We start from the raw sequence: 24489 nt of genomic DNA, 5'->3' as shown, positions 1-24489 counted from the left end.
ATAACTTCTGCGGGTGTACCCAACAGGAATGATTCCATGCATATTCTTCATATCGCCAGCTCCCCCCGCGCCGAGCGCTCCGTTTCCCTGAAACTGGCCTCGCGCTACCTTGAGACTTTTACCTCACTTCATCCGGAATCCACTGTGGACGTTCTGGACGTGTGGACGATAGATCTTTTGCCCTTCGACGGTCCTGCCTTGAACGCCAAGTACGCAGACCTTCAGGGTGTGCAAATGAGCGCGGAGCAGCAGGCAGTGTGGAAGCAGATCCACGCATTGGGCGAGCGTTTCCACCGAGCCGACGTCATCCTCTTCAGTGTGCCAATGTGGAATTTCGGTATTCCCTACCGCCTTAAGCACTTGATTGACGCCGTATCGCAGCGCGGTGTGCTGTTCGAGTTCGATGCCCAAGGCATGCGTGGTCTGCTCAAAGGCAAGAAAGTGGTGGTGTTCGCCTCACGTGGGGTAGCGCTTGGGGAAGACTTCCCCACCGAAGCCTACGACCATCAGGTCGCGTACCTCAGAACCTGGGCACGGATGGTGGGCATCCCGGCCATCGATGCAGTGCTATCGGAAGCAACGCTCGCGGATCCCGCAACGGCAGAGGCCAATTTTAACGCAGCGCTGGCTGAAGCGTCGAAGCTCGCCACGGACCACTCTGACCCACAAGGTGCCAGGGTCACTTAGACCCCGTCGCTTGAGGCGCATGCAGATCGGCGTAAATACTCTCCGCCAGAGCAATGTCTTCATCCGTCAGGTGCTGGAACAACCCGGTCCGCTTGCGCTTGGAGACATGTCCGCTGTTCTCGTAGATCACCGCGATTAGAAGCTCAAGGTCTCGGTTGGACAGATCAAGTTCGCGATTCATTTGCTCTTTGAATCTGTCACGGCGAACGAGATGGTTAACTTCGTCGCGCATGAGCCCGTCCAGAACCCGCGCAGCGCTCTTGTTGACCTCGCCCTGCAAATCAGTGAAATCCAGATGAGCGAACAGATGATCGTGCGCCTCATCCAGCTCAGGGTCGCTGGCCAGGTCCGTCCTGTGGTACTGCGTAGCACCGAGTATCCGCCGTGACAGGGCATCAAGCGCGCCGATATAAGTCTCGATATTGACCAGAAGGCCAGCAGATATTGGCATGATAATGCCTTGCAGCTTGACACCTTCATTAGCCAGGATGTCCTGCATGATGAAGCGGGACAAACGGCCGTTGCCGTCCATGAAAGGGTGGATATAGATAAAGCTGTGCGCAATCGCATTCAATTTAACCAGCGCTGGCGCGTTACTGCGCATAACGCGCTCACGCATCAGGAACCACTCCTCCATCATCTCTGGAACGTTCTCCGGCGCTGGCGGGATGAGGTGGATCAGATCCCCACGGCCAAGCCAGTTCTGCATATACCTGTAAGCACCAATGGAAGGGTCAGGACGCCCCGTAGCGAGAGCTATCCGATGGACGTCGAACAGGAACTCCTCATCAAGCGAGCGCTGGCCTGCCTGTTCCAGCACTCGCACAAAGCGCAGGATTCGATCAGGCGCCGGGCGTTCGTGCTCAATCTCGTATGAACTGCGGGTCTCGGTCGTCAGCAGGTACTGCGCTGCTCTAGCAATCTCGCTGACTGAGAAGTCGACCATCTGGCCATGCATACGCTCGACTATTTGTGCATTCAGAAGATTGTCGTCTGCCAGACTCTGGCGTGTAACAAGAGCCGAAAGCTTCGGTGTCCCCAACAGATTCATCCGCACACGGTGTCTGCGCGACATTACCTCTGGGCCGGTGAAATATTTATCCGGTGGAAGCAGGTGCTCATAGGGGATGTTCTGAGCCGCGTCGGGCAGAGGCAACAGGTGGCCTGCAATGTGTTCACAGATGTACCAGAGTCGGCGCAGATAGCCGCTGGCTGGTTTCTCGGCGATTGCAGCAGTCAGGTCATTACGAACACCCGGATTCTGAAAGGCGCGCTCCAGAACGCCTATATTTACCCCTTCGTATGAGAGCGCAAAAAGCATCTGGTCAACGGGGCGATGCTCTCTGGCATAGCCCTTGGTGAAGACCTCTATCTTCACGCCACCAGCGGGCAGTGAGCGCGCAGGCCGCGAGCCAATGACACACTCATGATCAAGCGCCACGCAGCGAAGATCCAGTGCATTGATCAGCCAGCTATACCCGGCTCGCTCAATGGGTTGCTGCATGGAGAATTTCCTATACGAGTCACGAGAAAATTATAATTTACACGCTTTTCGAGGAAAAAATTATAGCTCGCTGTGCATACCATGAACGAGTGGGTGATTTTTTGTGAAGACTGCTTCGTTTCGACTCAGGTAGCAGTGGGTCGGAAATGTTTCGTCTGATGCGTATCGCTGATCAAATGCAGCTACCTGCCAATACGTGCTTTCGACCAAAAGCAGCCGCTGCGTACAGCGGCCTGCCATGACCGCTGTCGCAGGCGCGATCAATACTACGTTACGCTACACCACTTTCAGAAAAGCCTATATCCAGACTACGTGACGATTTAATCATGGCGGCACACTCATCACTGATGACAGGCTTACTGAAAAGATAACCCTGCATTTGATCGCAGCCATACGTCACGAGCAGTTCTAACTGGTCGATTGTTTCGACGCCTTCTGCAATAACTTTAAGACCCAATTCGTGCGCCAATACGATTACCGCCCTGGTGATCGCGGCGTCCTCATGATTGCTGGTGATATCTTTGATGAACGCCCTGTCGATTTTGAGGGCATCAAGAGGAAATCGCTTCAGGTAGGCCAAACTGGAATAGCCCGTTCCGAAATCGTCGACCGAAAGGCTTATGCCATACGATTTTATATCTCGAAGTATCTCAACCGCCGACTCGGGATCGATCATCAGCATCGACTCGGTCAGTTCGAACTCTAAAAGAGCGGGGTTGATACCGTATGCTTCAACGACATGCTTGACGGTTTCAGCCAGGCCTTTTACCTGAAGCTGTCTGACGGACAGATTGATGGCGATCGGCACCATCCTGACATTACTCTCTTCCCAGCTTTTCAGGGTTTCACAGACTTTCTGGATCACCCACACGCCGACAGGAATGATCAGGCCAGTGTCCTCAAGAATAGGAATAAAATCGGCCGGAGAAATCATTCCTTGCTCCGGGTGATTCCAGCGCAATAAGGCCTCCAGACCACTTATCCTGCCATCGGTGAGGCTGACCTTTGGCTGAAAATGCAGAATAAACTCATCGCGCTCAAGCGCACCCCGCAACAGCGTTTCAGTTTGCAAGCGCCTGGTTAAACTTTCGTTCATCCGGGCATTGTAGAACTTGTAATTATTACGACCACTTTTCTTCGCGTGGTACATGGCGGTATCTGCATTCTTCAAGATAACGCCCGTGTCACGCCCGTCAAACGGATAATTAGCGATGCCCACACTCGCTGAAACAAATATATCCTGGCCGCTCAGGTTGAACGGTTTACCCAACGCATCAACAACCTGGGTCGCCAGCGATTTGATGAGGCTCTCGGAATAGACGTTGTGTGTGACGACGATCGAAAACTCATCGCCTCCCAACCGCGCAACCACACTGTTCTCATCAATGCAGTCTTTCAAGCGTCGACCTGCCTGGATAAGCAATTGATCGCCTACCGAATGCCCCATGGTGTCATTCACGGCTTTGAATCTATCCAAATCTATGAATATGACGCTTACTGCATCTGGCGCTGACGTGGTCCGACTGATTATCTCGCGCAGATAATTGCTGAGAAACCAGCGATTAGGCAGACGGGTGAGCGAGTCATTTTCGGCCAGGTAGGTTAGCTTGTTCTTTGCGTCATACCTTTCGAGCGCGGCTGCCAAGAGGTTGGCAAGTGTCTGAAGGTAGCTGACATCTTCACGCGTAAAGCGGTAATTCCTGCTGGCATACACCCCAAGAACGCCCGTGAAAACCTCCCTGCAAGAGATATCAACCTCAAGGCCACTCCTGATACTGCACGCCTCCACTGCTTCATCAGGAAGCAGCGTGTACCTGTTATCAGGCGCATCAGCATTAATGACAAACCCGGCAGAAGCAGCAGTGCCGTTCAAAAAATCATTGTGATAACCACTGCGGATTTCAACGTCGGTGAAACCAACCTCTGCGGTGAGGATGAGCTCATGACTCACTCGATCAACGACCCGTAAAGCGGCCTTGCGCAATTTCAGTCCTTGCGCCGCAGTCAGCGCTGCCAGCTCACCCAGAGCACTGACGTTTTCCTCGGTCAATGCCTGCTGACCAAACAAGGCGATCAGGTTTTGCCTTCTGGAGTTATCCAGAATCGCCACCTCAAACTCTTTTCGATCGGTGATATCGATATCGATGCAGATATATTTTTCAACGCCGCCCAGGTCATCGAGAATAGGTATGACGGTGCGTCGATGCCATGCAACCTTGCCGGTACGACCTGAGAGCCTGACCTCACCGTTCCACACCTCATTTTCAGGTGCCCATTGCCAAGGTTCATTGGCTGAAGACATGCCGGTCCAGACTTCATCGATCGTCAACTCTAAAAGCTCGGCTCGCGAGTGCTGTGAGCTTGTTACGAATCGTTCGTTAACGTAGGTGATACGTCCGGAGGCCGACACTTCGCAAACGATCGACACCTCATCCAGGGCATTTTTATGCTGCACCAAGGTGTTCATCAACGATTCGATACGCAGGCCAAAGTGATTGCGCATACTCGCGGCGGTACGGTTTACCGCTTTTATAGCCTCCTGTATTTCCATGGGAGCATCAGCGACCAACATCGCTTCTGCTGCCACTGCGCCTGAAGCGATTTCTGCCTCATAAGAGTGAAGCTTGCCCAGGTGGGCAAGCGAACGCTTGATCATGAACCCCATCAACATTAAACTTATCAGCAGGAAAAATACTGCAAAGAGTGTCGCCTGGATCACCAGACTGTAGAGCTCAGCAGCAATTCTCTCGGCATTAAAAGACAGACGCATCACGCCATAATCTTTCCCGCCAATAGTGATCGGACGATTGACATCGAATAATCGTGCAGCGACTTCAGACTCTATCCATGCAGGCGCTCTTCCAAGCGGCGCACTGGCGGCCTCAAGGCGAATGACGCCACCCGACAGATCAATAAACATGGCCGACTTGAACGGCGAGCGAGCCAGGGTTTTTTCGAGGGTTCTTTTGATGGTGTCGTAATCGCCGATGACGACACTCTCCTCTACCGCTTGCGCGGCAACCTCGATCAGCATGTTAGCGGTGTCTTGAATCTCTTCAATATGCTGAAGCAGCTGATTTTTATAAAACAGGCCCAGGCCCGTCGTCAAAAAAGTCAGAATCAGAACAGATAACATCGCCAGTATTCGCGACGTCAGTGATTTGGGCAGCAGGCTTTTAAAGAAATTCATTAACAGCCTCTCCAGCTAAAGTTGAAATTATTTACTTGAGGTTTGCTGGCAAACTATTATAAAAATCACGATAGGACGCATAATCCGCTTCCGTCGCAGGAATGAAGGTAATCGGTGCCGGCGCATGGACCAGCTCGGTCGCCTCACGAAGAACCCTGCTACCGTCGGGATCGTTTTGCATGTTAAAAAATGCGTTGGCGACCGCATCACGTTCTTTTTTGGAAACCCGAGGGGATGCCATGAGGGCCAAATCGTTGAACGAGGCCGAACTCCACAGGACGCGGAACGACTTCCCTTCTCTCTCCGTGTAGCCGCTTACCAGCTGTGAATTGGCTCCCATCGCTTGAGCCTTACCACTGAGGAGTTGGCTGAAAGCACCGTCCATGTTTCCTGCGAACACAGTAGACGTATTGATCTTCTTCTTGACCAATTCCGAACTTGTGACTTTATAAGCAATGAACGCTTCCGGTCCCGGATACACGACTTCCTTGCCCTCCAGCTCCGAAAGGCTTTGAATTGGCGAGTCGGCAGGCACCACGATTTGCCCCTCAAGCGCAGGCGCGTCACGGCGACCAAACACCTTCCAGCCCATCTTGTCGCGTTCCGGACTAAAAAGATGATTGGTAAAAGCGAAATCAACTTCTTGTGCGAGCACATAACTCGTTGTATCAGAGGACGTTCGCCCTAATTTCAGCGTGAGATTCACGCCGCTTTTTTCAGACACATACTTTATGATTGGATTCCAAAAACTGGCTGAAAGATTAAGATTGTACTGATTGACAGGCGAAAAGTTGTACACTTTAAGCTCTTCAGAAACCGCCACATTCGACAAGGCAAACGACAGGGCGATCATGATAGCTTTGCAGCTTAGGCGTAACTTCACTTGTCAACTCCGACTGTACAATAACGGCTTACCCAACGATGATTAGAGCCAACTTAATCTCAGCAATATCGTATAATCGGCCGCACCCCTTGAATCTTAAGCACCGATTGCATGAATAAATGTTAATGGCCAGCCCACACACCTGCCTGCCCCCGCCACAGGCAGCTCTCTGTCAAAAACAGTCGCTCAGCACAGCACAAACGGCTGACGTTACCCCGGCGAAGAAGAGTAATTGAGATATCTTGTCGGGCTGTCGATCCGCTCAACATTCCAGGGAAGCCAATGCTCATTTCACTCTTGTCAAATGGTCAGCCACAAACGCCAGACCGATTGGAGCTGATGGCCCCTTGGTGGAGCTTTACGAAAACGGTCCTGGCTGCGACAGCTCTCTCGTTGGTACAGGATGGACTGATCGGGTTGGACGACCCCATTTCCGATCAGCCTTTCACGTTACGCCAGTTGCTGCGGCATGAAGCAGGGCTGGCTGACTACGGAGAGCTTGCGGAGTATCGCACCGCCGTTGCTAACGGTGAGCCCGCCTGGCCGGCAGATGAAATGATGCGACGTCTTGACGGTACCCGACTTCGATACAGCCCCGGAACCGGATGGCGTTACTCGAACGTCGGCTACTTATTCATCGGCAGGCTCATTGAACGGCTGACCAATCTGACGCTTGATGATGCAGTGATTCAACGTGCGCTAGCCCCTTTGGGCATCTCGAACGTTCGCTTTGCTAGAACGCGAGCCGACATGCAAACGACCCATCTGGGAAGTACCTCGAATTATGACCCCGCCTGGGTTTACCACGGCTTGTTGATCGGTCCGATTTCACAAGCAGCGCTGTTTCTGGATCGACTTCTCAGTGCAGAGCTCCTCTGCGCGGGCTTGCTCAAGGAAATGCAGACCGCACGAACACTAGGCGGCCCGATTCCAGGGCGCCCATGGATCACGCCGGGCTATAGCCTCGGCTTGATGCAAGGTTCGATTGACGGTGGGCATTCTCTATCCGGGCACACAGGCTGTGGGCCGGGCAGCGTCATTGCTGTCTACCGCATCGGCGACGGTGAAGCATCGGCTTGCTGCGCTGCTTTTGAGGCGGACTCCTCTGAAGGTGCCGTTGAAGCCATCGTCGTTGAGCAACTGATGCAAGCTCTACGACAGAATGGCTGAAGGCGTCAAAATGCTTTGGGCGTAGATGTCATCATGCGTTGAATGCCTGCTTCGACTCGATACTGACGACCGATCAAACAAAAAACCGCTCTTTCAACGGCACCAACGCCGCCCCCAGAGCCGCCGCATCGCCATTCGTCTCGCTCAGCAATAACTGCGGCCGAGGCGGCGGGGAGTTGTAGCGATGGGTGCCCCAGAAGGTCGTCGCGTCGATCAGGCGTTTTCCCAATTCGGGCGGTAATTGCCCGCCAAACACCACGGCCTGCGGATCGAACAACCCGGCCAGTGCGTTGACCAGGCGATCCAGTGTGGGCTTGACGCGTGTCAGCCAGGTATCCACACCGGGCCAGTCGGGGTCGAAGCGCAGGCGCAGGTCTTCGATTGAGTCGACCTGCACGCCGTTCTGATGCAGGTCTTCGAGCAAGTAACGCAAAGCCGGACGGTTTATCGATTCTTCGTCGTTGTAGAGGGTGATCTCGCCTGCGTTGCCGTGGCTGCCGAAATACGGTTTGCCGTTGATGACGACGCCCGCGCCGAAACCGAAGTTGAACGACAGGTAGATGAAGTTGCTGGCCCAGGCACCCACGCCCACCAGGCTTTCGCCGATGGCTGCGGTGGTGGCATTGTTTTCCAGCCAGACCGGCATGCCGAAGCGTTCCTCCAGCACCGGTTGCAGGTCCATCAATGACCAGTCGCGCAGCGGTTCAGGCGCATTGATCTGGCGGTTCTCGAGAAAAAAACCGGCAATCGCGAAGCCCATGCCGACAACACGTTGCGCTTCGATGCCGTTGCGCTGAAGCATGCCTTCGATGGTCTTTTCCAGCGAATCCAGGGTGCTGTTGCGGCTTAACGGCGGCGTGCGCAGGGTGACTTGTTCCAGCACATTGCAGCCCAGATCGGCGACGCAGACTACTGCCGAGTCGGTGTTGATCGATACACCAATGGCATACACCGCTTCGTTGACCAGTTCGATGCGCGGGCTGGGTTGGCCGCGACCGTTTTTGACGCGCTCGCCACTGCGCAGCAGGCCACGACTGATCAGTTCTTCGATGAGCCGGTGCACCGACTGCTGAGCCAGGTCCATCTCGGTCGAAACCGTGGCACGGGTGATCGCGCCTCGACGACGAAGGATGTCCAGCAACTTGCGTTCATTGAGGCTCAACGGTTGGTGCGAATGAAGTGGCGTGTCGAGGTCGAGAGGCATGGAATCTTCAAATCATAGGAGGATTAAAACAGTCGGCGTGTGAAGCAGTGTATCGCCCACCATCCATTGCACACTTCAATCATGAAAATTTAATAAAAGTGGCGCAGGTCACAAATACTACACACAACCTGTATTAAATGGCATTGAGTTCTTGTGAGTGTCCTCATGCCTTCCATCCGTAAGACGTTTTCCGTGCTGGCCCTGCTGTCGCTCGCTGCACACGCCTTCGCTGCACCGGCCGAGTTCTGGTACAGCCACAGTGGTGCGGCCGGGAGTGCCATCGCGGATTTGTGCAGAAGCTTCAATGCGCAACGCGAGGAAAGTGATCGCCTGCACTGTATTCGCCAGGGCAGCTATGAGCAGACGCTGCAGAAAACCGTCGCCGCTTACCGGGCGGGCATAGGTCCGGCACTGGTGGAGATTTACGACGTCGCCACGCCTGACATGCTCTTGGGCGGTGCCACCCGACCTGTCGAGGCGGTCATGGCCGATCATCACAGGGCCTATCCCGACGACACCTTTCTGCCAGCCTTGCGGCGCTACTACGCCGACGAACACGGCACCCTCGCGGCGCAGCCTTTTGCGGCGTCAACAGCCGTGCTTTACACGCACCGGAATGCGCTGGCCGCTGCCGGGATCAGCGAGCCACCCGCCACGTGGGAAGCCTTCGCGGATGCCTTGCGGGCCCTGAAGAAAAACGGTCAGAAATGCCCCGTCGTCAGCGCGTTTGCGCCCTGGATCTGGCTGGAGCAGACCAGCGCAGCGCAAGGCACCGCCGTTGCTGTTCGCTCCGCAGGCAGTGACCGTTATCAATTCGACGAAGGCCTCCATCTGCGTCTTATGAAAGACCTCGCGCAATGGACCCGTGAAGGTCTGGTGGCCCATGAGGATGCAACCCGCAGCGGCCAGCAGGCACTGGCGTTTGCCACCGACGACTGCGCCATGCTGATCGACTCCACCGGGGCGTGGAATGTTGTGCACAGCACGTCCGAATCCGATATCCAGGTCACGGCACTGCCAATTTACGCGGGTACCCAGCGACGCGCCAACGTCCCCGGAGGTTCCTCGCTGTGGGTGATGCGCGGGCATTCCGTGAGGGATTATCGGCTGGTTTCGGAATTCCTGGCGTTCGTGCTGCAACCGGACAACCAGTTGATGTTCAGCGCACGGACAGGCTATCTGCCCGTCACTCAGGCTGGCGCTGCACGTTTGCAATCTGCTGCCAGCGAGCCATCGGCGATCACGGTCGGACTGACAGTGCTGAACGATATCGACGGTCACTCCTCCGCGCCTTTGCGCTGCGGTTTTATCACGCTGATGCGCCTGATCTGGTCACAGGAAATGGAGAACGCGCTCGCGGGTCGCCAGAGCATCGATCTGGCCCTGCGCCAGACGACGCTGCGGGCCAACCAGCTGCTGGACCTGTTTCAGCAGATGCACCAGGCCCAGGCCAGCAATGAGTCAAACGAGGCAACGCCATGAAACCGCGTGCGCATTTCCCACAGCCACGTCTGGCGCTGCTGTTCGCGCTGCCGCAACTGCTGGCGCTCGGACTGTTTTTTTATTGGCCTGCGGTCCAGGCCATCTGGTGGTCGTTTCATCTGGTGCCGCCCTTCGGCGGTAATGAAATCTTCGTTGGCCTGAGCAACTATTGGCGTGTGCTGAAAGACCCCGGCGTGCTGGCGTCGCTGGGCTCGACGCTGGTGTTCAGCTTATCGAGCGTCGTGCTTTCGATCCTCATCGCGCTGGTGCTTGCGCTGTGCCTGGAACTGAAACTGCGCGGCAACGCCGTGTTTCGCAACCTGCTGATCTGGCCCTACGCGGTATCGGGCGCGACCATCGGTATCGTCTTTCATGTGCTGGCCAATCCGGTGATGGGCATCTTCGCATGGCTCAACGCGATTGCACCCGGCACCTGGGCGCCCTACTCCAGCCCGATACAGAGCATGCTGTTGCTGATCGTGGCGTATGCCTGGTGCCTGGTGCCGTTCAACTTCGTGATGCTGGTCGCCAGCCTGAAATCGGTGCCCGACGACTACCTCGCCGCTGCTGCACTGGATGGCGCAGGTCCCTTGCGGCGCATGCTCGACATACAACTGCCCCTGATCGCGCCCTATCTGCTGTTCGTGTTTGTCATCGACCTGCTGGAAAGCCTGTCGAACAGTTTCGGCCTGGTCGACACCCTCACCCAAGGCGGACCTGGCGACACCACCAATGTGCTGGCCTACAAGATTTACACCGACGGTTTCATGGGCCTGGATCTGGCAGGCTCATCAACCCTGTCAGTGCTCATGCTGCTGGCGGTGGTGGCGCTGAGCGTCGCTCAATTCAAACTCCTGTCGCGCTTCCAGCGCCGCGGGGTGAAAGCATGATCGAGCATAACCGGCTGTTCAACGCAGGCGCTTATCTGTTGCTGATCCTGGGGCTGTTGTTCGCGCTGGGCCCGCTGTACATGGCGGTCTGCTCGGCGACCGTCAGCAATCCACAACTGTTCGCCCACGGTCTGGCGGTGATTCCCGGCGACCAACTGCTGGAGAATCTGCAGCAGGTCACCCGGCGTCTCGATCTGCTGCGCCTGCTGGGCAACAGCCTGCTGGTCGCCACGCTGGTGGTGATCGGCAAGCTCACGCTCTCGGCGCTGACGGCCTTTGCCGTGGTGTACTTTCGCAGCCGCTACAGTTCGGTGATTTTCTTCGCCGTGCTGGGCGCGCTGCTGCTGCCGCTGGAAGTAAGGATCATCCCCACGTATTCGGTGGCCAGCGATCTGCTCGCCCCCGTACGCAGCCTGTTGCACTGGCTGGGCATTCAATGGCTGCCGCTGCCGACCATCAATTTGCTGGACAGTTACCCCGGCCTCGCCCTGCCGCTGATTGCTTCGGCCACCGGCACCTTCCTGTTTCGGCAGTTCTACCAGACGCTGCCCGCTGAACTGGTCGAGGCCGCACGCATGGACGGTGCCGGGCCCTGGCGGTTTTTCATCGACATCCTGCTACCACTGTCGAAGACCAACTTTGCAGCGCTCGGCACGCTGGTGTTCATCGGCGCCTGGAAGGACTACCTGTGGCCGCTGGTGGCAACCAACCGCGAGGACATGCGCACGCTGGTGCTGGGCGTCGCCAGCTTCCTGCCAACCGATGCAACCCAGGTCCCCGAGTGGAACCTGCTGATGGCCGCTGCTGTGGTCAGCATGCTGCCGCCCATCCTCGTCATTGCGCTCATGCAGCGATGGTTTGTCAAAGGCCTGATTGGAGTCGGTAAATGAACGCGCTCACCCCTATGATCTGCGCGCCGGATATTGTCCTCAAGGGCCTGCATAAAACCTACGGCACAGAGCCCATCCTTCACGGGCTCGATCTGGTTTTCAAGGCGGGCGAGCTCAACGTCATCCTTGGCCCGTCCGGGTGTGGCAAGTCCACGCTGCTGCGCATGGTGGCCGGGCTGGAAGAGGCAAGCCAAGGGCAGATTCTCATGGGTGGCCGCGACGTTACGCGCCTGCCGCCCAAGGAGCGCGGTTGCGCCATGGTGTTTCAGAACTACGCGCTCTACCCGCACATGAGCGTGGCTGACAACATCGGCTACGCGCTCAAACTGGCGCGGGTTGCACGCAAGGAGCGCGAGCAGCGCATCCGCGAGTGCGCAGCGTCACTGGGCCTGGAGGACCTGCTGCAACGCAAGCCCGGAGAGCTTTCCGGCGGCCAGCGCCAGCGCGTCGCCATCGGTCGGGCGTTGATCCGCAAACCGCCGGTGCTGCTGTTCGATGAGCCGCTGTGCAATCTGGACAGCGCGCTGCGTCATGAAATGCGTCTGTTGATTCGCAGCCTGCACCGGCAGACCGGCGCGACGATCCTGTATGTCACCCACGATCAGACCGAAGCCATGACCCTCGCCGAGCGCGTGGTAATTCTCGACAAAGGCCGTGTCGAGCAGATCGGCACGCCCGCCGATATCTACGATCAACCCGCCAGCACCTTCGTCGCCAGCTTCATCGGCACGCCGCCCATGAACCTGCTGCCGGTGCATTGCCTCGACGACAGGGTTTTGATGCTGGCCGACGGTCAACGCCTGCCCATTGAGCTCGGCATTGCCAGCAACCGGACCGGCAAATGGCTGATGGGCCTGCGCCCCGAAACCTTCCTGCTCGACCAGGAAGGCGTCACTGCCACGGTCGAGTCATCGGAGAATCTGGGTAGCCACACGCTGCTGTATTGCCAACTGGCTGGAACTCGCTGCGTTGTCAGCGTGGCCGGACGACAACATCAGATACCCGGCACCCAGGTTCGACTCGCGATCAATTCCACGCCTTTGCTGTTCGATATCGAGACCGGCCAACGCCAGCTCGTGACTTTCTCCCACACCACCAAGTGACCCGCCATGCTCAAACCTGCTCCCCTCGTCCGCTCGTCCCTGATTGCCCATCGCGGTGCCAAGGCTTACGTGCCGGAAAACACTCTGCTGGCCCTGGAAAAAGCTGCCGCATGCGGCGCCGAGTGGGTCGAGATCGACGTGAAGCTGACCCGTGATGGCCAGCCGGTCGTGATTCATGACGACTTGCTGGACCGCACCACCAACGGACGTGGCGCCGTGGTGCTGCATGAGCTGCAAGCTATCCGCATGTTGGACGCGGGCAGTTGGTTCGCGCCTGAATTCGCCGGCCTGCAGGTCCCGACTTTTGAAGAGATCGTGGCCTGTGCGCTGCGCCTGAACCTGGGTTTGCAGGTCGAACTCAAGCCGACCATTGGCGACGATGTCGAGACGGCGGAAGTGGTGATGCCGATCCTCAAAAATCTGTGGCCTGCCGACAACGATCGGTTGTTCGTCTCCAGCTTTTCGGTGCGCTCGCTAACGGCCGCCCGCCGCTTGTGGAACGACGTACCACTGGCTATCGCCTCCGTGGTGGCGCCTGCCGACCCGGTCGCGCTGTTGGCCGAATATGACTGCCGGATACTCCACGTACTTGACGATATGCTCGATGACCATCACCTTGTTCGCCTGAAAAGCAGCGGCGTCGAATTCGCCGTGGCTACCATCAACAGCCCGAAGCGTGCGCACTACCTGCTGGAACATGGCGCACAGTCGATTCTCAGTGATTACCCGGACTTGTTGAACCTGCCGAACGGAGGCTGTCTGCAATGAACAACCGACTCAGCGTCGCGATGCAAGCCGTAGAAAAGGCCACTGGCCTGGCCATGGCGTATTTTAACGACCGCCACACCCTCGACATCACCACCAAAAGCGCGCAAGACCTCGTCTCCCGCGCCGACTTTGAAGTGGAACAACTACTGCGTGCAGAACTGAGCAAACACTTCCCCGACGATACAATCCTCGGCGAAGAAATGGGCGGCGAATTCATCACCGATGGCTGGGTCATCGACCCCATCGACGGCACCGGCAACTACCTGCGCGGCACCCCATTGTGGGGAATCGCGGTGGCGTACATGTCGGCAGGCGAACCCGAAATCGGCGTCGTCGCCTACCCTGCACTGGGCTACACCCTGGCAGCCCGTACGGGCGATGGCTTGCTGCGCAACGGCGTCCCCTTTGTCCGCCCTCAACCACCCGAGCACCTGCGCATCGCTGGCGTCGGCGAAAACACCCGCTGGGATGCCGAAGAGATGGGCAAACTGCACCTGAGCCTGCGCCGACAGGGCTGGGGCCTTGCTGGTTATCGCTGCGCCACCATCGGCCTGGCGTTCGCCGCTTTGGGGCAGACGGATGGCTACATGGAGAAATTCACCAGCCTGTGGGACATCGCAGCGGGCGCTGTGATCTGCCGGGAGGCCGGGTTGTTGTGCACGATTGAGGGCGAGCAGAAACAAGGCTCGATGACGGTGATGGTAGGCCGTGAGGAGTTGATGGGGATTTTTGGTGCGTAATGCGCCGGGCTAGTCGACGCAGTTTTCTGACTGCGTTTGTCCGACTGCTGGCGTGCCTGCCCTTCGTCAACAGCAGGCTGCTGGCGGCAGAACCCTTTACCGCATTGCGCCAGCATGCAGCCGAGAAAGGCATACGGTTCGGCTTTGCAGTTGATCCGACAAAGCTGAATGGCGATGAGGCCTATCGGCAACTGGTCGCCCTTCAGGCCAGCATCCTGGTCCCGGAAAATGCCTTGAAGTGGCAGACCGTCCACCCCGAACCAGAGCGTTACAACTTCGCGCCCACCGACGCAATCGCGGCGTTTGCCAAAGCGCATGACCAGCGTATGCGCGGGCACACCTTCTGCTGGCATCGCTCTTTACCCGACTGGGTTCACCACACCGTCACCCCGATGAACGCCGAAGCAGTGCTGACGGCGCACATCAGTACCGTCGCCAGCCATTATCGTGGCCTCATCAGCGCATGGGACGTCGTCAACGAAGCCATCCAGTTGGAGGACGGCCAGCCTGACGGGCTGCGCAATTCATTCTGGTATCAGATGCTCGGGCCTCGCTATCTGGACATAGCCTTCAAGGCTGCGCACAAGGCCGACCCGGACGCCCTGCTCTGCTACAACGATTACGGCCTGGAAAAGGATACCCATTACGGCGAAAGCCGACGCACTGCCGTGCTCGCCCTGCTGCGTGGGCTCAAGCAGCGGGACATTCCGATAAACGGCCTCGGCATTCAGTCCCACCTGCGTGCAGCCGACACATTTGGTCCGGGCCTGTCTCGCTTTATTCTGGCAGTGCGTGATATGGGATTGTCGATCCACATCACGGAACTCGACGTCGACGACATCCATTTGACTGGGTCCATCGCAGATCGTGATGGATCAGTTGCAGCGACTTATAAGCGGTATCTCGACGTGGTGCTTGCCACGCGCTCGGTGTCTACCGTTATTACGTGGGGCGTTTGGGACAGCCCGCATGTTGCCGGCGCCACGGTCAGCAACGAGCCGTTGGCACAACGGGCATTGGTTTTCGGGCAGCGGGGTGAGGTGAAGCCTGCGAGTTGGGTGGTTGAGCATTGTTTCGAAAACGCGCAAATGCAGAAGGATACGCGGCTTTAGAGGCTCAGCGGCTTCACGTCAGCCGTGCAGCCGGAGTGGTTCAGCGCTTTCTGACGCCTGAAAACGACGAAGCCCCCGATAAACGGGGGCTCCGGTTCTGGAACTGAACAGCAGGTTCCAGCTATATCTTAGAACGGAATATCATCATCAAAGCTATCAAAGTCAGCAGCTGGCTGCGGCGCTTGTTGTTGCGGCGCTGGGCGCGAGTCGCGCTGTTGTGGCGGCTGCTGGTTGTAGTTCTGCTGAGGTGCAGATTGCTGCGGCGCCGACTGTTGTGGGCGCGACTGCTGTGGACGAGGTGCGGACTGGTTGTAGTTGCCACCACCGCCCTGACCTTGTTGAGCGTCGCCCTGTGGACGGCCGCCCAGCAGTTGCATGGTGCCCTGCATGTCGACGACGATTTCAGTGGTGTAGCGCTTGATGCCGTCTTTTTCCCACTCGCGGGTCTGCAGCTTGCCTTCGATGTACACCTGCGAACCCTTGCGCAGGTATTCGCCGGCGATTTCGGCGACTTTGCCGAACATCGATACACGGTGCCATTCGGTCTTTTCGACTTTCTGACCGGACTGCTTGTCAGTCCACTGTTCGCTGGTTGCCAGACTCAGGTTGGTCACGGCGTTACCGTTAGGCAAGTAGCGAACTTCGGGATCCTGGCCGCATGTACCGACCAATATGACTTTGTTAACCCCACGGGCCATAACGTTCTCCTAGGCTTCGCACGCTTCTGAAGCTGGATTGACCAGCTTTTCAAGAGAGGCACGATCCAATAATTTTGTGTCGAGTTTTATGTAGATGGCTGCCTCTTCCGCAACCACCACTGCATCTGTCACGCCTGTTACGGACATCAAACGCTCTGCCAGGCCTGCTTCACGCTGCGCCTGCGGCGACAACGGCAGACGTAGGCTGGTCACGTAAGGCGGTTCTCGCATGGTCACTGCGAAGGCGAGCCAGACGGCGGCCATGGCTGCACCACCCAGGAACACCACATCGAGCCCACCGTGCTGGAACAACCAGCCGCCCAGTATCCCACCTGCGGCCGATCCAAGAAACTGGCTGGTGGAATAAACTCCCATTGCCGTGCCTTTTCCGCCGGCCGGTGAAACCTTGCTGATCAGCGACGGCAACGACGCTTCCAGCAGGTTGAACGCGGTGAAGAATACCACTGTCCCGATGACCAGTGCCCGCAACGTGTCCCCGTATGCCCAGAAGAATAGCTCAGCCAGCATCAAAACTGTGACGGCGCCCAGCAGAACGCGCTTCATTTGACGTTTCTTCTCGCCATAGATGATGAACGGGATCATCGCGAAGAAAGAAACCAGCAAGGCGGTCAGGTAGACCCACCAGTGTTGTTCCTTGGGCAAACCGGCTTTTTCGACCAGCGCCAGCGGCAAGGCCACGAAGCTGGACATGAGCATCGCATGCAACACGAAGATACCCAAATCCAGGCGCAGCAGGTCCGGATGACGCAACGTCGCCCCCAGTGCCTGTTTGGCGACGCCGGACTCGCGGTGCATTAATGCCCCGCTGGCCTTGGGCACCACGTAGGCGACGATGAGAACGCCTATCAAGGCCATGCCGCCGGTGGCCAGGAACAATCCGGAAAGCCCGAACATGCCAGTAATCACCGGGCCGACGACCATGGCGATGGCGAACGACAGGCCGATGGTCATGCCGATCATGGCCATGGCCTTGGTGCGGTGTTGTTCGCGGGTCAGGTCGGAGAGCAGCGCCATGACTGCCGCGGAAATAGCGCCAGCCCCCTGCAGGATGCGTCCGGCAATGATTCCCCAGATCGAATCCGCGTTCGCCGCCACCACGCTGCCGATCGCAAAGATGATCAGGCCGAAATAAATGACCGGTCGCCGGCCGATACGGTCGGAAATGACCCCGAACGGTATCTGCAACACCGCCTGGGTCAGGCCGTAGGCGCCAATCGCCAGACCGATCAGTGCAGGGCTCGCGCCTGCCAGGTCCATGCCGTAGGTTGCCAGAACCGGCAAGACCATGAACATGCCAAGCATGCGGAACGCGAACACCAGGGCCAGACCGCCTGCTGCGCGGGTCTCGCCGCTACTCATACGCTCGCTGTGGGTATCGTGCATGGAATAACCTCGTGTGAACCGGCGGCGATTCTACCAGTCCCATCGTTGTACAGCACATACGCGACGCTTTGCCGCGTGATGGCTCGGAGCCGTATACTCCGTCGTTTATGCCCGCCAAGCGAGGCCGCAGTGGACAAGATCCTGATACGTGGGGCACGAACCCACAACCTGAAAAATATTGACCTGACACTTCCCCGCGACAAACTGATCGTTATCACCGGACTCTCCGGCTCAGGCAAGTCTTCGCTGGCTTTCGATACGCTGTACGCCGAAGGGCAACGCCGCTATGTCGAATCGCTGTCGGCCTATGCCCGCCAGTTCCTGTCGATGATGGAAAAACCGGACGTCGACACGATCGAAGGTCTGTCGCCGGCGATTTCCATCGAGCAGAAGTCTACTTCACATAACCCGCGCTCGACCGTGGGTACGATCACCGAAATTTACGATTACCTGCGTCTTTTATATGCGCGTGTCGGCCAGCCTCGCTGCCCGGACCACGACATCCCGCTGGAAGCCCAGACGGTCAGCCAGATGGTCGACTTGGTGCTGACCCAGCCGGAGGGCAGCAAATTGATGCTGCTTGCGCCGGTCATCCGCGAGCGCAAGGGTGAGCATCTTTCGGTTTTTGAAGAGCTGCGCGCGCAGGGCTTTGTCCGGGCGCGAGTCAACGGCAAGCTGTGCGAGCTGGATGAGCTGCCGAAGCTGGACAAGCAGAAGAAGCACTCGATCGATGTGGTCGTGGACCGTTTCAAGGTCCGCGCCGACCTGCAGCAGCGTCTGGCCGAGTCCTTCGAGACCGCCCTGAAGCTGGCCGACGGTATCGCCCTGGTTGCGCCGATGGACGACGAGCCGGGCGAGGAAGTGATTTTCTCCGCCCGCTTCGCTTGCCCGATCTGTGGCCATGCGATCAGCGAGCTGGAGCCGAAGCTGTTCTCCTTCAACAACCCGGCTGGCGCCTGCCCGACCTGTGACGGCCTGGGCGTGAAGCAGTTCTTTGATATCAAGCGGCTGGTGAACGCTGAACTGACGCTTGCCGAAGGCGCGATACGAGGCTGGGACAGGCGTAACGTCTATTACTTCCAGATGCTCGGCTCGCTTTCCAAGCACTATGGCTTCAGCCTGGAAATGCCGTTCAAGCAGATCCCGGCCGACATGCAGAAGATTCTGCTCAACGGCAGTGGCTCGCAGAGTGTCGACTTCCGCTACCTGAATGACCGCGGCGATATCGTCAAGCGCGCGCACCCGTTCGAAGGCATCGTGCCGAATCTGGAGCGTCGCTATCGGGAAACCGAATCGGCCACAGTCCGCGAAGAGCTCGCCAAGTTCCTGGGCACGCAGCCCTGCCCTGACTGCCGAGGCACTCGTCTGCGTCGTGAAGCGCGCCACGTGTGGGTGGGTGAAAAGACTCTGCCTGCAGTCACCAATCTGCCGATTGGCGACGCGACGCATTACTTCGAAACGCTCAAGCTGACCGGACGACGTGGCGAGATCGCCGACAAGATTCTCAAGGAAATTCGTGAGCGTCTGCAGTTTCTGGTCAACGTGGGCCTGGACTACCTGACCCTGGATCGTAGCGCGGACACCCTGTCCGGCGGCGAAGCACAGCGTATCCGTCTGGCCAGCCAGATCGGTGCGGGCCTGGTCGGGGTGATGTACATCCTCGATGAGCCGTCCATCGGTCTGCACCAGCGCGACAACGATCGTTTACTGGGCACACTCAAGCACCTGCGCGACATCGGCAATACAGTGATTGTGGTCGAGCACGATGAAGATGCGATTCGCCTGGCCGACTACGTGGTCGACATTGGCCCGGGTGCCGGCGTGCATGGTGGTCATATCGTTGCCGAAGGTACGCCGGACGAAGTGATGTCGCACCCCGACTCGCTGACCGGCAAATACCTGTCGGGGCGCGTGAAGATTGCCGTTCCTGCCAAGCGCACCCCGCGTAACAAAAAGCTTTCGCTGACCCTCAAGGGCGCGCGTGGCAATAACCTGCAAAACGTCAACCTGGAAATCCCGATCGGTCTGCTGACCTGCGTGACGGGTGTGTCCGGATCGGGCAAGTCGACGCTGATCAACAACACGCTGTTCCCGCTGAGCGCTACGGCACTGAACGGCGCCACGACGCTGGAAGCGGCTACGCACGACAGCATCAATGGCCTGCAGCACCTGGATAAGGTGGTGGACATCGACCAGAGCCCTATCGGTCGTACGCCGCGCTCCAATCCGGCGACCTATACCGGGCTGTTCACGCCGATTCGCGAGCTGTTCGCCGGGGTTCCGGAATCACGCTCGCGGGGCTACGGTCCGGGGCGGTTCTCGTTCAACGTCAAAGGCGGCCGCTGCGAGGCGTGCCAGGGTGACGGGCTGATCAAGGTCGAGATGCACTTTTTGCCAGACATCTACGTGCCATGCGATGTGTGCAAGAGCAAGCGTTACAACCGTGAAACGCTTGAGGTCAAGTACAAGGGCAAGAACATCCACGAAGTACTGGAAATGACCATCGAGGAAGCGCGTGAGTTCTTCGACGCCGTTCCGGCACTGGCGCGCAAGCTGCAAACCCTGATGGATGTAGGGCTTTCCTATATCAAGCTGGGGCAATCGGCAACGACCTTGTCAGGCGGTGAAGCGCAGCGGGTCAAGCTGTCGCGTGAGCTGTCCAAGCGCGACACTGGCAAGACGCTGTACATCCTCGATGAGCCGACTACCGGTCTGCACTTCGCGGATATTCAGCAGTTGCTGGACGTATTGCATCGCCTACGCGACCACGGTAATACCGTGGTGGTGATCGAGCACAACCTGGATGTGATCAAGACGGCCGACTGGCTGGTGGATCTGGGTCCGGAAGGCGGGTCGAGAGGTGGGCAGATCATTGCGACGGGCACACCTGAACAGGTCGCCGAGATGGAACAGTCCTACACCGGTCATTACCTGAAACCTCTGTTGACCAGAGACAAAGCCTGACACGTGTGATGAAAACGGGTTCGGCATCAGTCGAACCCGGATACAAAAAAGCTCCTGTCACGCAAGTGCAGGAGCTTTTTTATGAGCGGCTGAATCAGAACTGCGATTGCAGGTAGTTCTGCAAGCCGATGGACTTGATCAGCCCCATCTGCTGTTCGAGCCAGTAGGTATGGTCTTCTTCCGTATCAGCCAACTGTACGCGCAGGATTTCGCGGGTCACGTAGTCGCTGTGCAGCTCACAGAGCTCGATACCCTTGCACAGGGCAGCACGTACCTTGTATTCGAGACGCAGGTCGCTGGCGAGCATCTCAGGCACTGTGGTGCCGACATCGAGGTCGTCCGGGCGCATGCGCGGCGTGCCTTCGAGCATGAGGATACGGCGCATCAGCGCATCAGCGTGTTGCGCCTCTTCTTCCATCTCATGATTGATACGTTCATAGAGCTTCGAAAAGCCCCAGTCTTCGTACATGCGTGAGTGAACGAAATATTGGTCACGAGCTGCCAGTTCGCCCGTGAGCAACGTGTTGAGATAATCGATTACTTCCGGGTGGCCTTGCATCGCACCAGACTCCTGCTTCAAAGCCGATAGTTTGAACCAAGCGCCGCGCGAGGTCACTGAGAAAAACGCAATAAACCGACGAAAAGTGGCGAAATTACGCCGTTAAGAAGCGAAAAACCGCCCAAATGAGGGCGGTTCTGTTTCTCACTTCGAGTCAGCCCGACAATTCAACGTATGCTGATTAACACCCTGGTTTAGCCTGCCAGAATCGCGAGCAACAAAAAACCGGGCACTAGGCCCGGTTTCATGTTCAAACTGATGTCTTATTCAGCAGCTTCTACAGAGCCACCGATAGGACGATCAACCAGCTCGACGTACGCCATTGGCGCGTTGTCGCCAGCGCGGAAACCGCACTTGAGGATGCGCAGGTAGCCGCCCTGACGGGTTGCATAGCGCTTGCCCAGATCGTTGAACAGTTTGCCGACGATTTCTTTCGAACGAGTACGGTCGAAAGCCAGACGACGGTTGGCAACGCTGTCTTCCTTGGCCAGGGTGATCAGCGGCTCGGCAACGCGGCGCAGTTCCTTGGCTTTCGGCAGGGTAGTTTTGATCAGCTCGTGCTCGAACAGCGACACCGCCATGTTTTGAAACATGGCTTTGCGGTGAGAGCTGGTACGGCTCAGGTGACGTCCACTTTTACGATGACGCATGGTTCATTCCTTACCAAACTCGCGTTCGGTGATTACGACGATCAGGCCGTAGCCTTGTCGTCCTTCTTAAGACTTGCCGGCGGCCAGTTGTCGAGGCGCATGCCGAGGGAGAGACCACGAGAAGCCAGAACGTCCTTGATCTCGGTCAAGGATTTCTTGCCCAGGTTCGGAGTCTTCAACAGCTCTACTTCGGTGCGCTGAATCAGATCGCCGATGTAGTAGATGTTCTCCGCCTTAAGGCAGTTGGCCGAACGCACGGTCAGTTCCAAATCGTCAACCGGACGAAGCAGGATCGGATCGATCTCGTCTTCCTGTTCGATTACCACTGGTTCGCTGTCGCCTTTGAGGTCCACGAACGCAGCCAACTGCTGTTGCAGGATGGTTGCAGCGCGACGGATAGCCTCTTCAGGGTCCAGAGTACCGTTGGTTTCCAGATCAATAACCAGCTTGTCCAGGTTAGTACGCTGTTCGACACGGGCGTTTTCCACCACGTATGCGATACGGCGAACCGGGCTGAACGAAGAGTCAAGCTGCAAGCGACCAATGCTGCGGCTTTCGTCTTCATCGCTTTGACGCGAGTCTGCCGGCTCATAACCACGACCACGAGCTACGGTGAGCTTCATGTTCAAGACGCCGTTAGACGCCAGGTTAGCGATTACGTGATCGGGGTTAACGATCTCGACATCATGATCCAGCTGAATATCGGCAGCGGTAACCACCCCCGAACCCTTCTTCGACAAGGTCAGCGTAACTTCGTCTCGACCGTGCAGCTTGATAGCCAGACCTTTAAGGTTCAACAGGATTTCAATGACGTCTTCCTGTACACCTTCGATGGCGCTGTACTCATGGAGTACACCGTCAATCTCGGCCTCGACTACTGCACAGCCGGGCATGGAGGACAACAAAATGCGGCGAAGCGCGTTGCCCAGGGTATGGCCGAAACCACGCTCGAGAGGCTCGAGAGTGATTTTGGCGCGGGTTGGACTGACAACCTGCACATCAATGTGGCGGGGTGTCAGGAACTCATTTACCGAAATCTGCATGGATGCACCTATTTTCTAGCCCTTACTTGGAGTAGAGCTCGACAATCAGGCTTTCGTTGATGTCGGCGGATAGATCACTGCGAGCTGGAACGTTCTTGAAAACGCCCGATTTCTTCTCAGTGTCTACTTCTACCCATTCTACGCGGCCACGTTGGGCACACAGATCGAGAGCCTGGACAATACGCAGCTGATTCTTAGCTTTTTCGCGGATAGCAACAACGTCGCCAGCACGAACCTGATAAGAAGGAACGTTAACGGTTTTGCCGTTTACGCTGACCGACTTGTGCGAAACCAATTGACGGGATTCGGCACGCGTCGAGCCGAAGCCCATGCGGTATACAACGTTGTCCAGACGGCATTCGAGCAGTTGCAGCAGGTTCTCGCCTGTTGCACCTTTCTTGCCGGCGGCTTCTTTGTAGTAGCCGCTGAACTGACGCTCGAGAACGCCGTAGATACGACGGACTTTTTGCTTTTCACGCAGCTGAGTACCGTAATCGGACTGGCGACCACGACGTTGGCCGTGGATACCTGGAGCTGCTTCGATGTTGCACTTGGATTCGATAGCGCGAACGCCGCTCTTCAGAAAGAGATCGGTGCCTTCACGACGAGCAAGTTTGCATTTTGGACCAATGTAACGAGCCATTTCTTACAGTCTCCTGGATTACACGCGGCGCTTCTTCGGCGGACGGCACCCGTTGTGCGGGATTGGCGTCACGTCGGTGATGCTGGCGATCTTATAGCCACAACCGTTCAATGCACGGACAGCGGATTCACGACCTGGGCCTGGACCCTTGACATTGACGTCGAGGTTCTTCAGACCGTACTCCAGCGCAGCTTGACCAGCACGTTCAGCAGCTACTTGAGCAGCGAACGGGGTGGACTTGCGCGAACCACGGAAACCCGAACCGCCGGAGGTAGCCCACGAAAGAGCGTTACCTTGACGATCGGTAATGGTGACGATTGTGTTGTTAAACGACGCGTGGATGTGGGCGATGCCATCAACCACTGTCTTTTTAACTTTTTTACGAGGACGAGCAGCAGGTTTTGCCATGACTAAATTCCTGTCGTTGCGCTGGTGCGATTACTTGCGGATCGGCTTACGCGGACCTTTGCGAGTACGCGCGTTGGTCTTGGTACGCTGACCGCGCACTGGAAGACCACGACGATGACGCAGACCGCGGTAGCAGCCCAGGTCCATCAAGCGCTTGATTTTCATGTTGATTTCGCGACGCAGGTCACCTTCAGTGGTGAACTTCGCCACTTCGCCACGCAGCTGTTCAATCTGCTCGTCGCTCAGATCTTTGATTTTCACCGCCGGGTTTACGCCGGTGGTTGCACAAATTTTCTGTGCGGTGGTGCGACCAACACCATAGATGTAGGTCAACGAGATAACAGTATGCTTGTTATCTGGAATGTTAACGCCTGCAATACGGGCCATTCAGTGGGACTCCAATTGACAGCTACCTACGCCCCGGAAGCCAAGAAATAGGGCGCGAGATAATATCGCTGTAGTAACAAATAATCAACCCAGCAGCGCACTAGCTGCTG

The 24489-nt window shown here is 57.3% G+C and carries 22 protein-coding genes; 10 read left to right on the top strand and 12 right to left on the bottom strand.

What is annotated here, in order from left to right; all coding sequences use genetic code 11:
- Nucleotides 1-36 precede the first annotated feature (36 nt).
- Nucleotides 37-687, top strand: coding sequence for an FMN-dependent NADH-azoreductase (locus tag LIX91_RS13960; RefSeq protein WP_103690077.1), 651 nt, complete (start codon nt 37-39; stop codon nt 685-687).
- On the opposite strand, the gene LIX91_RS13955 is transcribed toward LIX91_RS13960, so the two are convergent.
- The 3 genes from LIX91_RS13955 to LIX91_RS13945 all read right to left on the bottom strand — a co-directional run bounded on the left by LIX91_RS13955 (nt 680) and on the right by LIX91_RS13945 (nt 6234).
- Entirely contained in the window at nt 680-2191 is a 1512-nt protein-coding gene (locus tag LIX91_RS13955) for a Fic family protein (protein WP_226488641.1), read from the bottom strand. The two genes, LIX91_RS13960 and LIX91_RS13955, sit on opposite strands and share 8 nt — an antisense overlap.
- Nucleotides 2192-2462: 271 nt before the next feature.
- Nucleotides 2463-5381 (bottom strand): putative bifunctional diguanylate cyclase/phosphodiesterase, encoded by a 2919-nt coding sequence (locus LIX91_RS13950; RefSeq protein WP_226488640.1) that lies wholly within the window; start codon nt 5379-5381, stop codon nt 2463-2465.
- Between the two features lie 31 nt (nt 5382-5412).
- On the bottom strand, nt 5413-6234 hold the full coding sequence (locus LIX91_RS13945) for a phosphate/phosphite/phosphonate ABC transporter substrate-binding protein (protein ID WP_003419586.1): 822 nt from the start codon (nt 6232-6234) through the stop codon (nt 5413-5415).
- Nucleotides 6235-6546: 312 nt separating this feature from the next.
- On the opposite strand from LIX91_RS13945, the gene LIX91_RS13940 reads away from it, so the two are divergent.
- Nucleotides 6547-7434, top strand: a complete 888-nt coding sequence (locus LIX91_RS13940) for a serine hydrolase domain-containing protein (protein ID WP_226488639.1) — start codon at nt 6547-6549, stop codon at nt 7432-7434.
- Nucleotides 7435-7507: 73 nt separating this feature from the next.
- On the opposite strand, the gene LIX91_RS13935 is transcribed toward LIX91_RS13940, so the two are convergent.
- On the bottom strand, nt 7508-8638 hold the full coding sequence (locus LIX91_RS13935) for an ROK family transcriptional regulator (protein ID WP_226488638.1): 1131 nt from the start codon (nt 8636-8638) through the stop codon (nt 7508-7510).
- 165 nt (nt 8639-8803) lie between these two features.
- Here LIX91_RS13935 and LIX91_RS13930 point away from each other — a divergent pair, with 165 nt between their 5' ends.
- The 7 genes from LIX91_RS13930 to LIX91_RS13900 are packed head-to-tail and all read left to right on the top strand — an operon-like array spanning nt 8804 to nt 15623.
- Nucleotides 8804-10120, top strand: a complete 1317-nt coding sequence (locus LIX91_RS13930; protein WP_226488637.1) for an extracellular solute-binding protein — start codon at nt 8804-8806, stop codon at nt 10118-10120.
- A complete protein-coding gene (locus LIX91_RS13925; protein WP_003419592.1) occupies nt 10117-11010 on the top strand; it encodes a carbohydrate ABC transporter permease in 894 nt (297 codons plus the stop codon). Before LIX91_RS13930 ends, LIX91_RS13925 begins: the two co-directional genes overlap by 4 nt.
- On the top strand, nt 11007-11900 hold the full coding sequence (locus LIX91_RS13920) for an ABC transporter permease subunit (RefSeq protein ID WP_057406092.1): 894 nt from the start codon (nt 11007-11009) through the stop codon (nt 11898-11900). The genes LIX91_RS13925 and LIX91_RS13920 overlap by 4 nt, the downstream gene beginning before the upstream one ends.
- Nucleotides 11897-13003 carry an ABC transporter ATP-binding protein gene (locus tag LIX91_RS13915; RefSeq protein WP_226488636.1) on the top strand — a complete coding sequence of 369 codons (1107 nt, stop codon included), beginning with the start codon at nt 11897-11899 and terminating at the stop codon, nt 13001-13003. The genes LIX91_RS13920 and LIX91_RS13915 overlap by 4 nt, the downstream gene beginning before the upstream one ends.
- A 6-nt stretch (nt 13004-13009) precedes the next feature.
- Entirely contained in the window at nt 13010-13771 is a 762-nt protein-coding gene (locus LIX91_RS13910; RefSeq protein WP_046235107.1) for a glycerophosphoryl diester phosphodiesterase, read from the top strand.
- Complete coding sequence (locus LIX91_RS13905; protein ID WP_003317091.1) at nt 13768-14511, top strand: inositol monophosphatase family protein; 744 nt, start codon at nt 13768-13770, stop codon at nt 14509-14511. The genes LIX91_RS13910 and LIX91_RS13905 overlap by 4 nt, the downstream gene beginning before the upstream one ends.
- Nucleotides 14511-15623 (top strand): endo-1,4-beta-xylanase, encoded by a 1113-nt coding sequence (locus tag LIX91_RS13900; RefSeq protein ID WP_226488635.1) that lies wholly within the window; start codon nt 14511-14513, stop codon nt 15621-15623. Before LIX91_RS13905 ends, LIX91_RS13900 begins: the two co-directional genes overlap by 1 nt.
- A gap of 128 nt (nt 15624-15751) precedes the next feature.
- Here the strand turns inward: LIX91_RS13900 and LIX91_RS13895 are convergent, their stop codons facing one another.
- The gene (locus LIX91_RS13895; RefSeq protein WP_003426596.1) at nt 15752-16321 is read right to left on the bottom strand and encodes a single-stranded DNA-binding protein; all 570 of its coding nucleotides are present in this window, start codon (nt 16319-16321) and stop codon (nt 15752-15754) included.
- A 9-nt stretch (nt 16322-16330) separates the two neighbouring features.
- Nucleotides 16331-17725: an MFS transporter gene (locus LIX91_RS13890; RefSeq protein ID WP_103690068.1), complete on the bottom strand. Its 1395-nt coding sequence runs from the start codon at nt 17723-17725 to the stop codon at nt 16331-16333.
- A 129-nt stretch (nt 17726-17854) separates the two neighbouring features.
- Between LIX91_RS13890 and uvrA the strand changes: the two genes are divergently transcribed.
- Nucleotides 17855-20689 (top strand): excinuclease ABC subunit UvrA, encoded by a 2835-nt coding sequence (gene uvrA, locus LIX91_RS13885; protein WP_003317094.1) that lies wholly within the window; start codon nt 17855-17857, stop codon nt 20687-20689.
- A gap of 94 nt (nt 20690-20783) precedes the next feature.
- On the opposite strand, the gene bfr is transcribed toward uvrA, so the two are convergent.
- From bfr to rpsM, 6 genes are all read right to left on the bottom strand, one after another.
- Nucleotides 20784-21248: a bacterioferritin gene (gene bfr, locus LIX91_RS13880; RefSeq protein WP_003317095.1), complete on the bottom strand. Its 465-nt coding sequence runs from the start codon at nt 21246-21248 to the stop codon at nt 20784-20786.
- A gap of 263 nt (nt 21249-21511) precedes the next feature.
- On the bottom strand, nt 21512-21898 hold the full coding sequence (gene rplQ / locus LIX91_RS13875; RefSeq protein ID WP_003317096.1) for a 50S ribosomal protein L17: 387 nt from the start codon (nt 21896-21898) through the stop codon (nt 21512-21514).
- A gap of 41 nt (nt 21899-21939) precedes the next feature.
- Nucleotides 21940-22941, bottom strand: coding sequence for a DNA-directed RNA polymerase subunit alpha (locus LIX91_RS13870; protein WP_002555464.1), 1002 nt, complete (start codon nt 22939-22941; stop codon nt 21940-21942).
- A gap of 22 nt (nt 22942-22963) precedes the next feature.
- The gene (rpsD, locus tag LIX91_RS13865; protein WP_002555465.1) at nt 22964-23584 is read right to left on the bottom strand and encodes a 30S ribosomal protein S4; all 621 of its coding nucleotides are present in this window, start codon (nt 23582-23584) and stop codon (nt 22964-22966) included.
- Nucleotides 23585-23602: 18 nt separating this feature from the next.
- Nucleotides 23603-23992, bottom strand: a complete 390-nt coding sequence (gene rpsK / locus LIX91_RS13860; RefSeq protein ID WP_002555466.1) for a 30S ribosomal protein S11 — start codon at nt 23990-23992, stop codon at nt 23603-23605.
- Between the two features lie 30 nt (nt 23993-24022).
- Nucleotides 24023-24379 carry a 30S ribosomal protein S13 gene (rpsM, locus tag LIX91_RS13855; protein ID WP_002555467.1) on the bottom strand — a complete coding sequence of 119 codons (357 nt, stop codon included), beginning with the start codon at nt 24377-24379 and terminating at the stop codon, nt 24023-24025.
- Nucleotides 24380-24489: the final 110 nt, after the last annotated feature.

The sequence above is a fragment of the Pseudomonas sp. B20 genome (assembly GCF_020515755.1).
In the GTDB taxonomy this organism is placed as follows: Bacteria; Pseudomonadota; Gammaproteobacteria; order Pseudomonadales; family Pseudomonadaceae; genus Aquipseudomonas; species Aquipseudomonas syringae.
The sequence above is the reverse complement of the archived record's forward strand: the minus strand, read 5'-3'. Positions and strand labels throughout refer to the sequence as shown.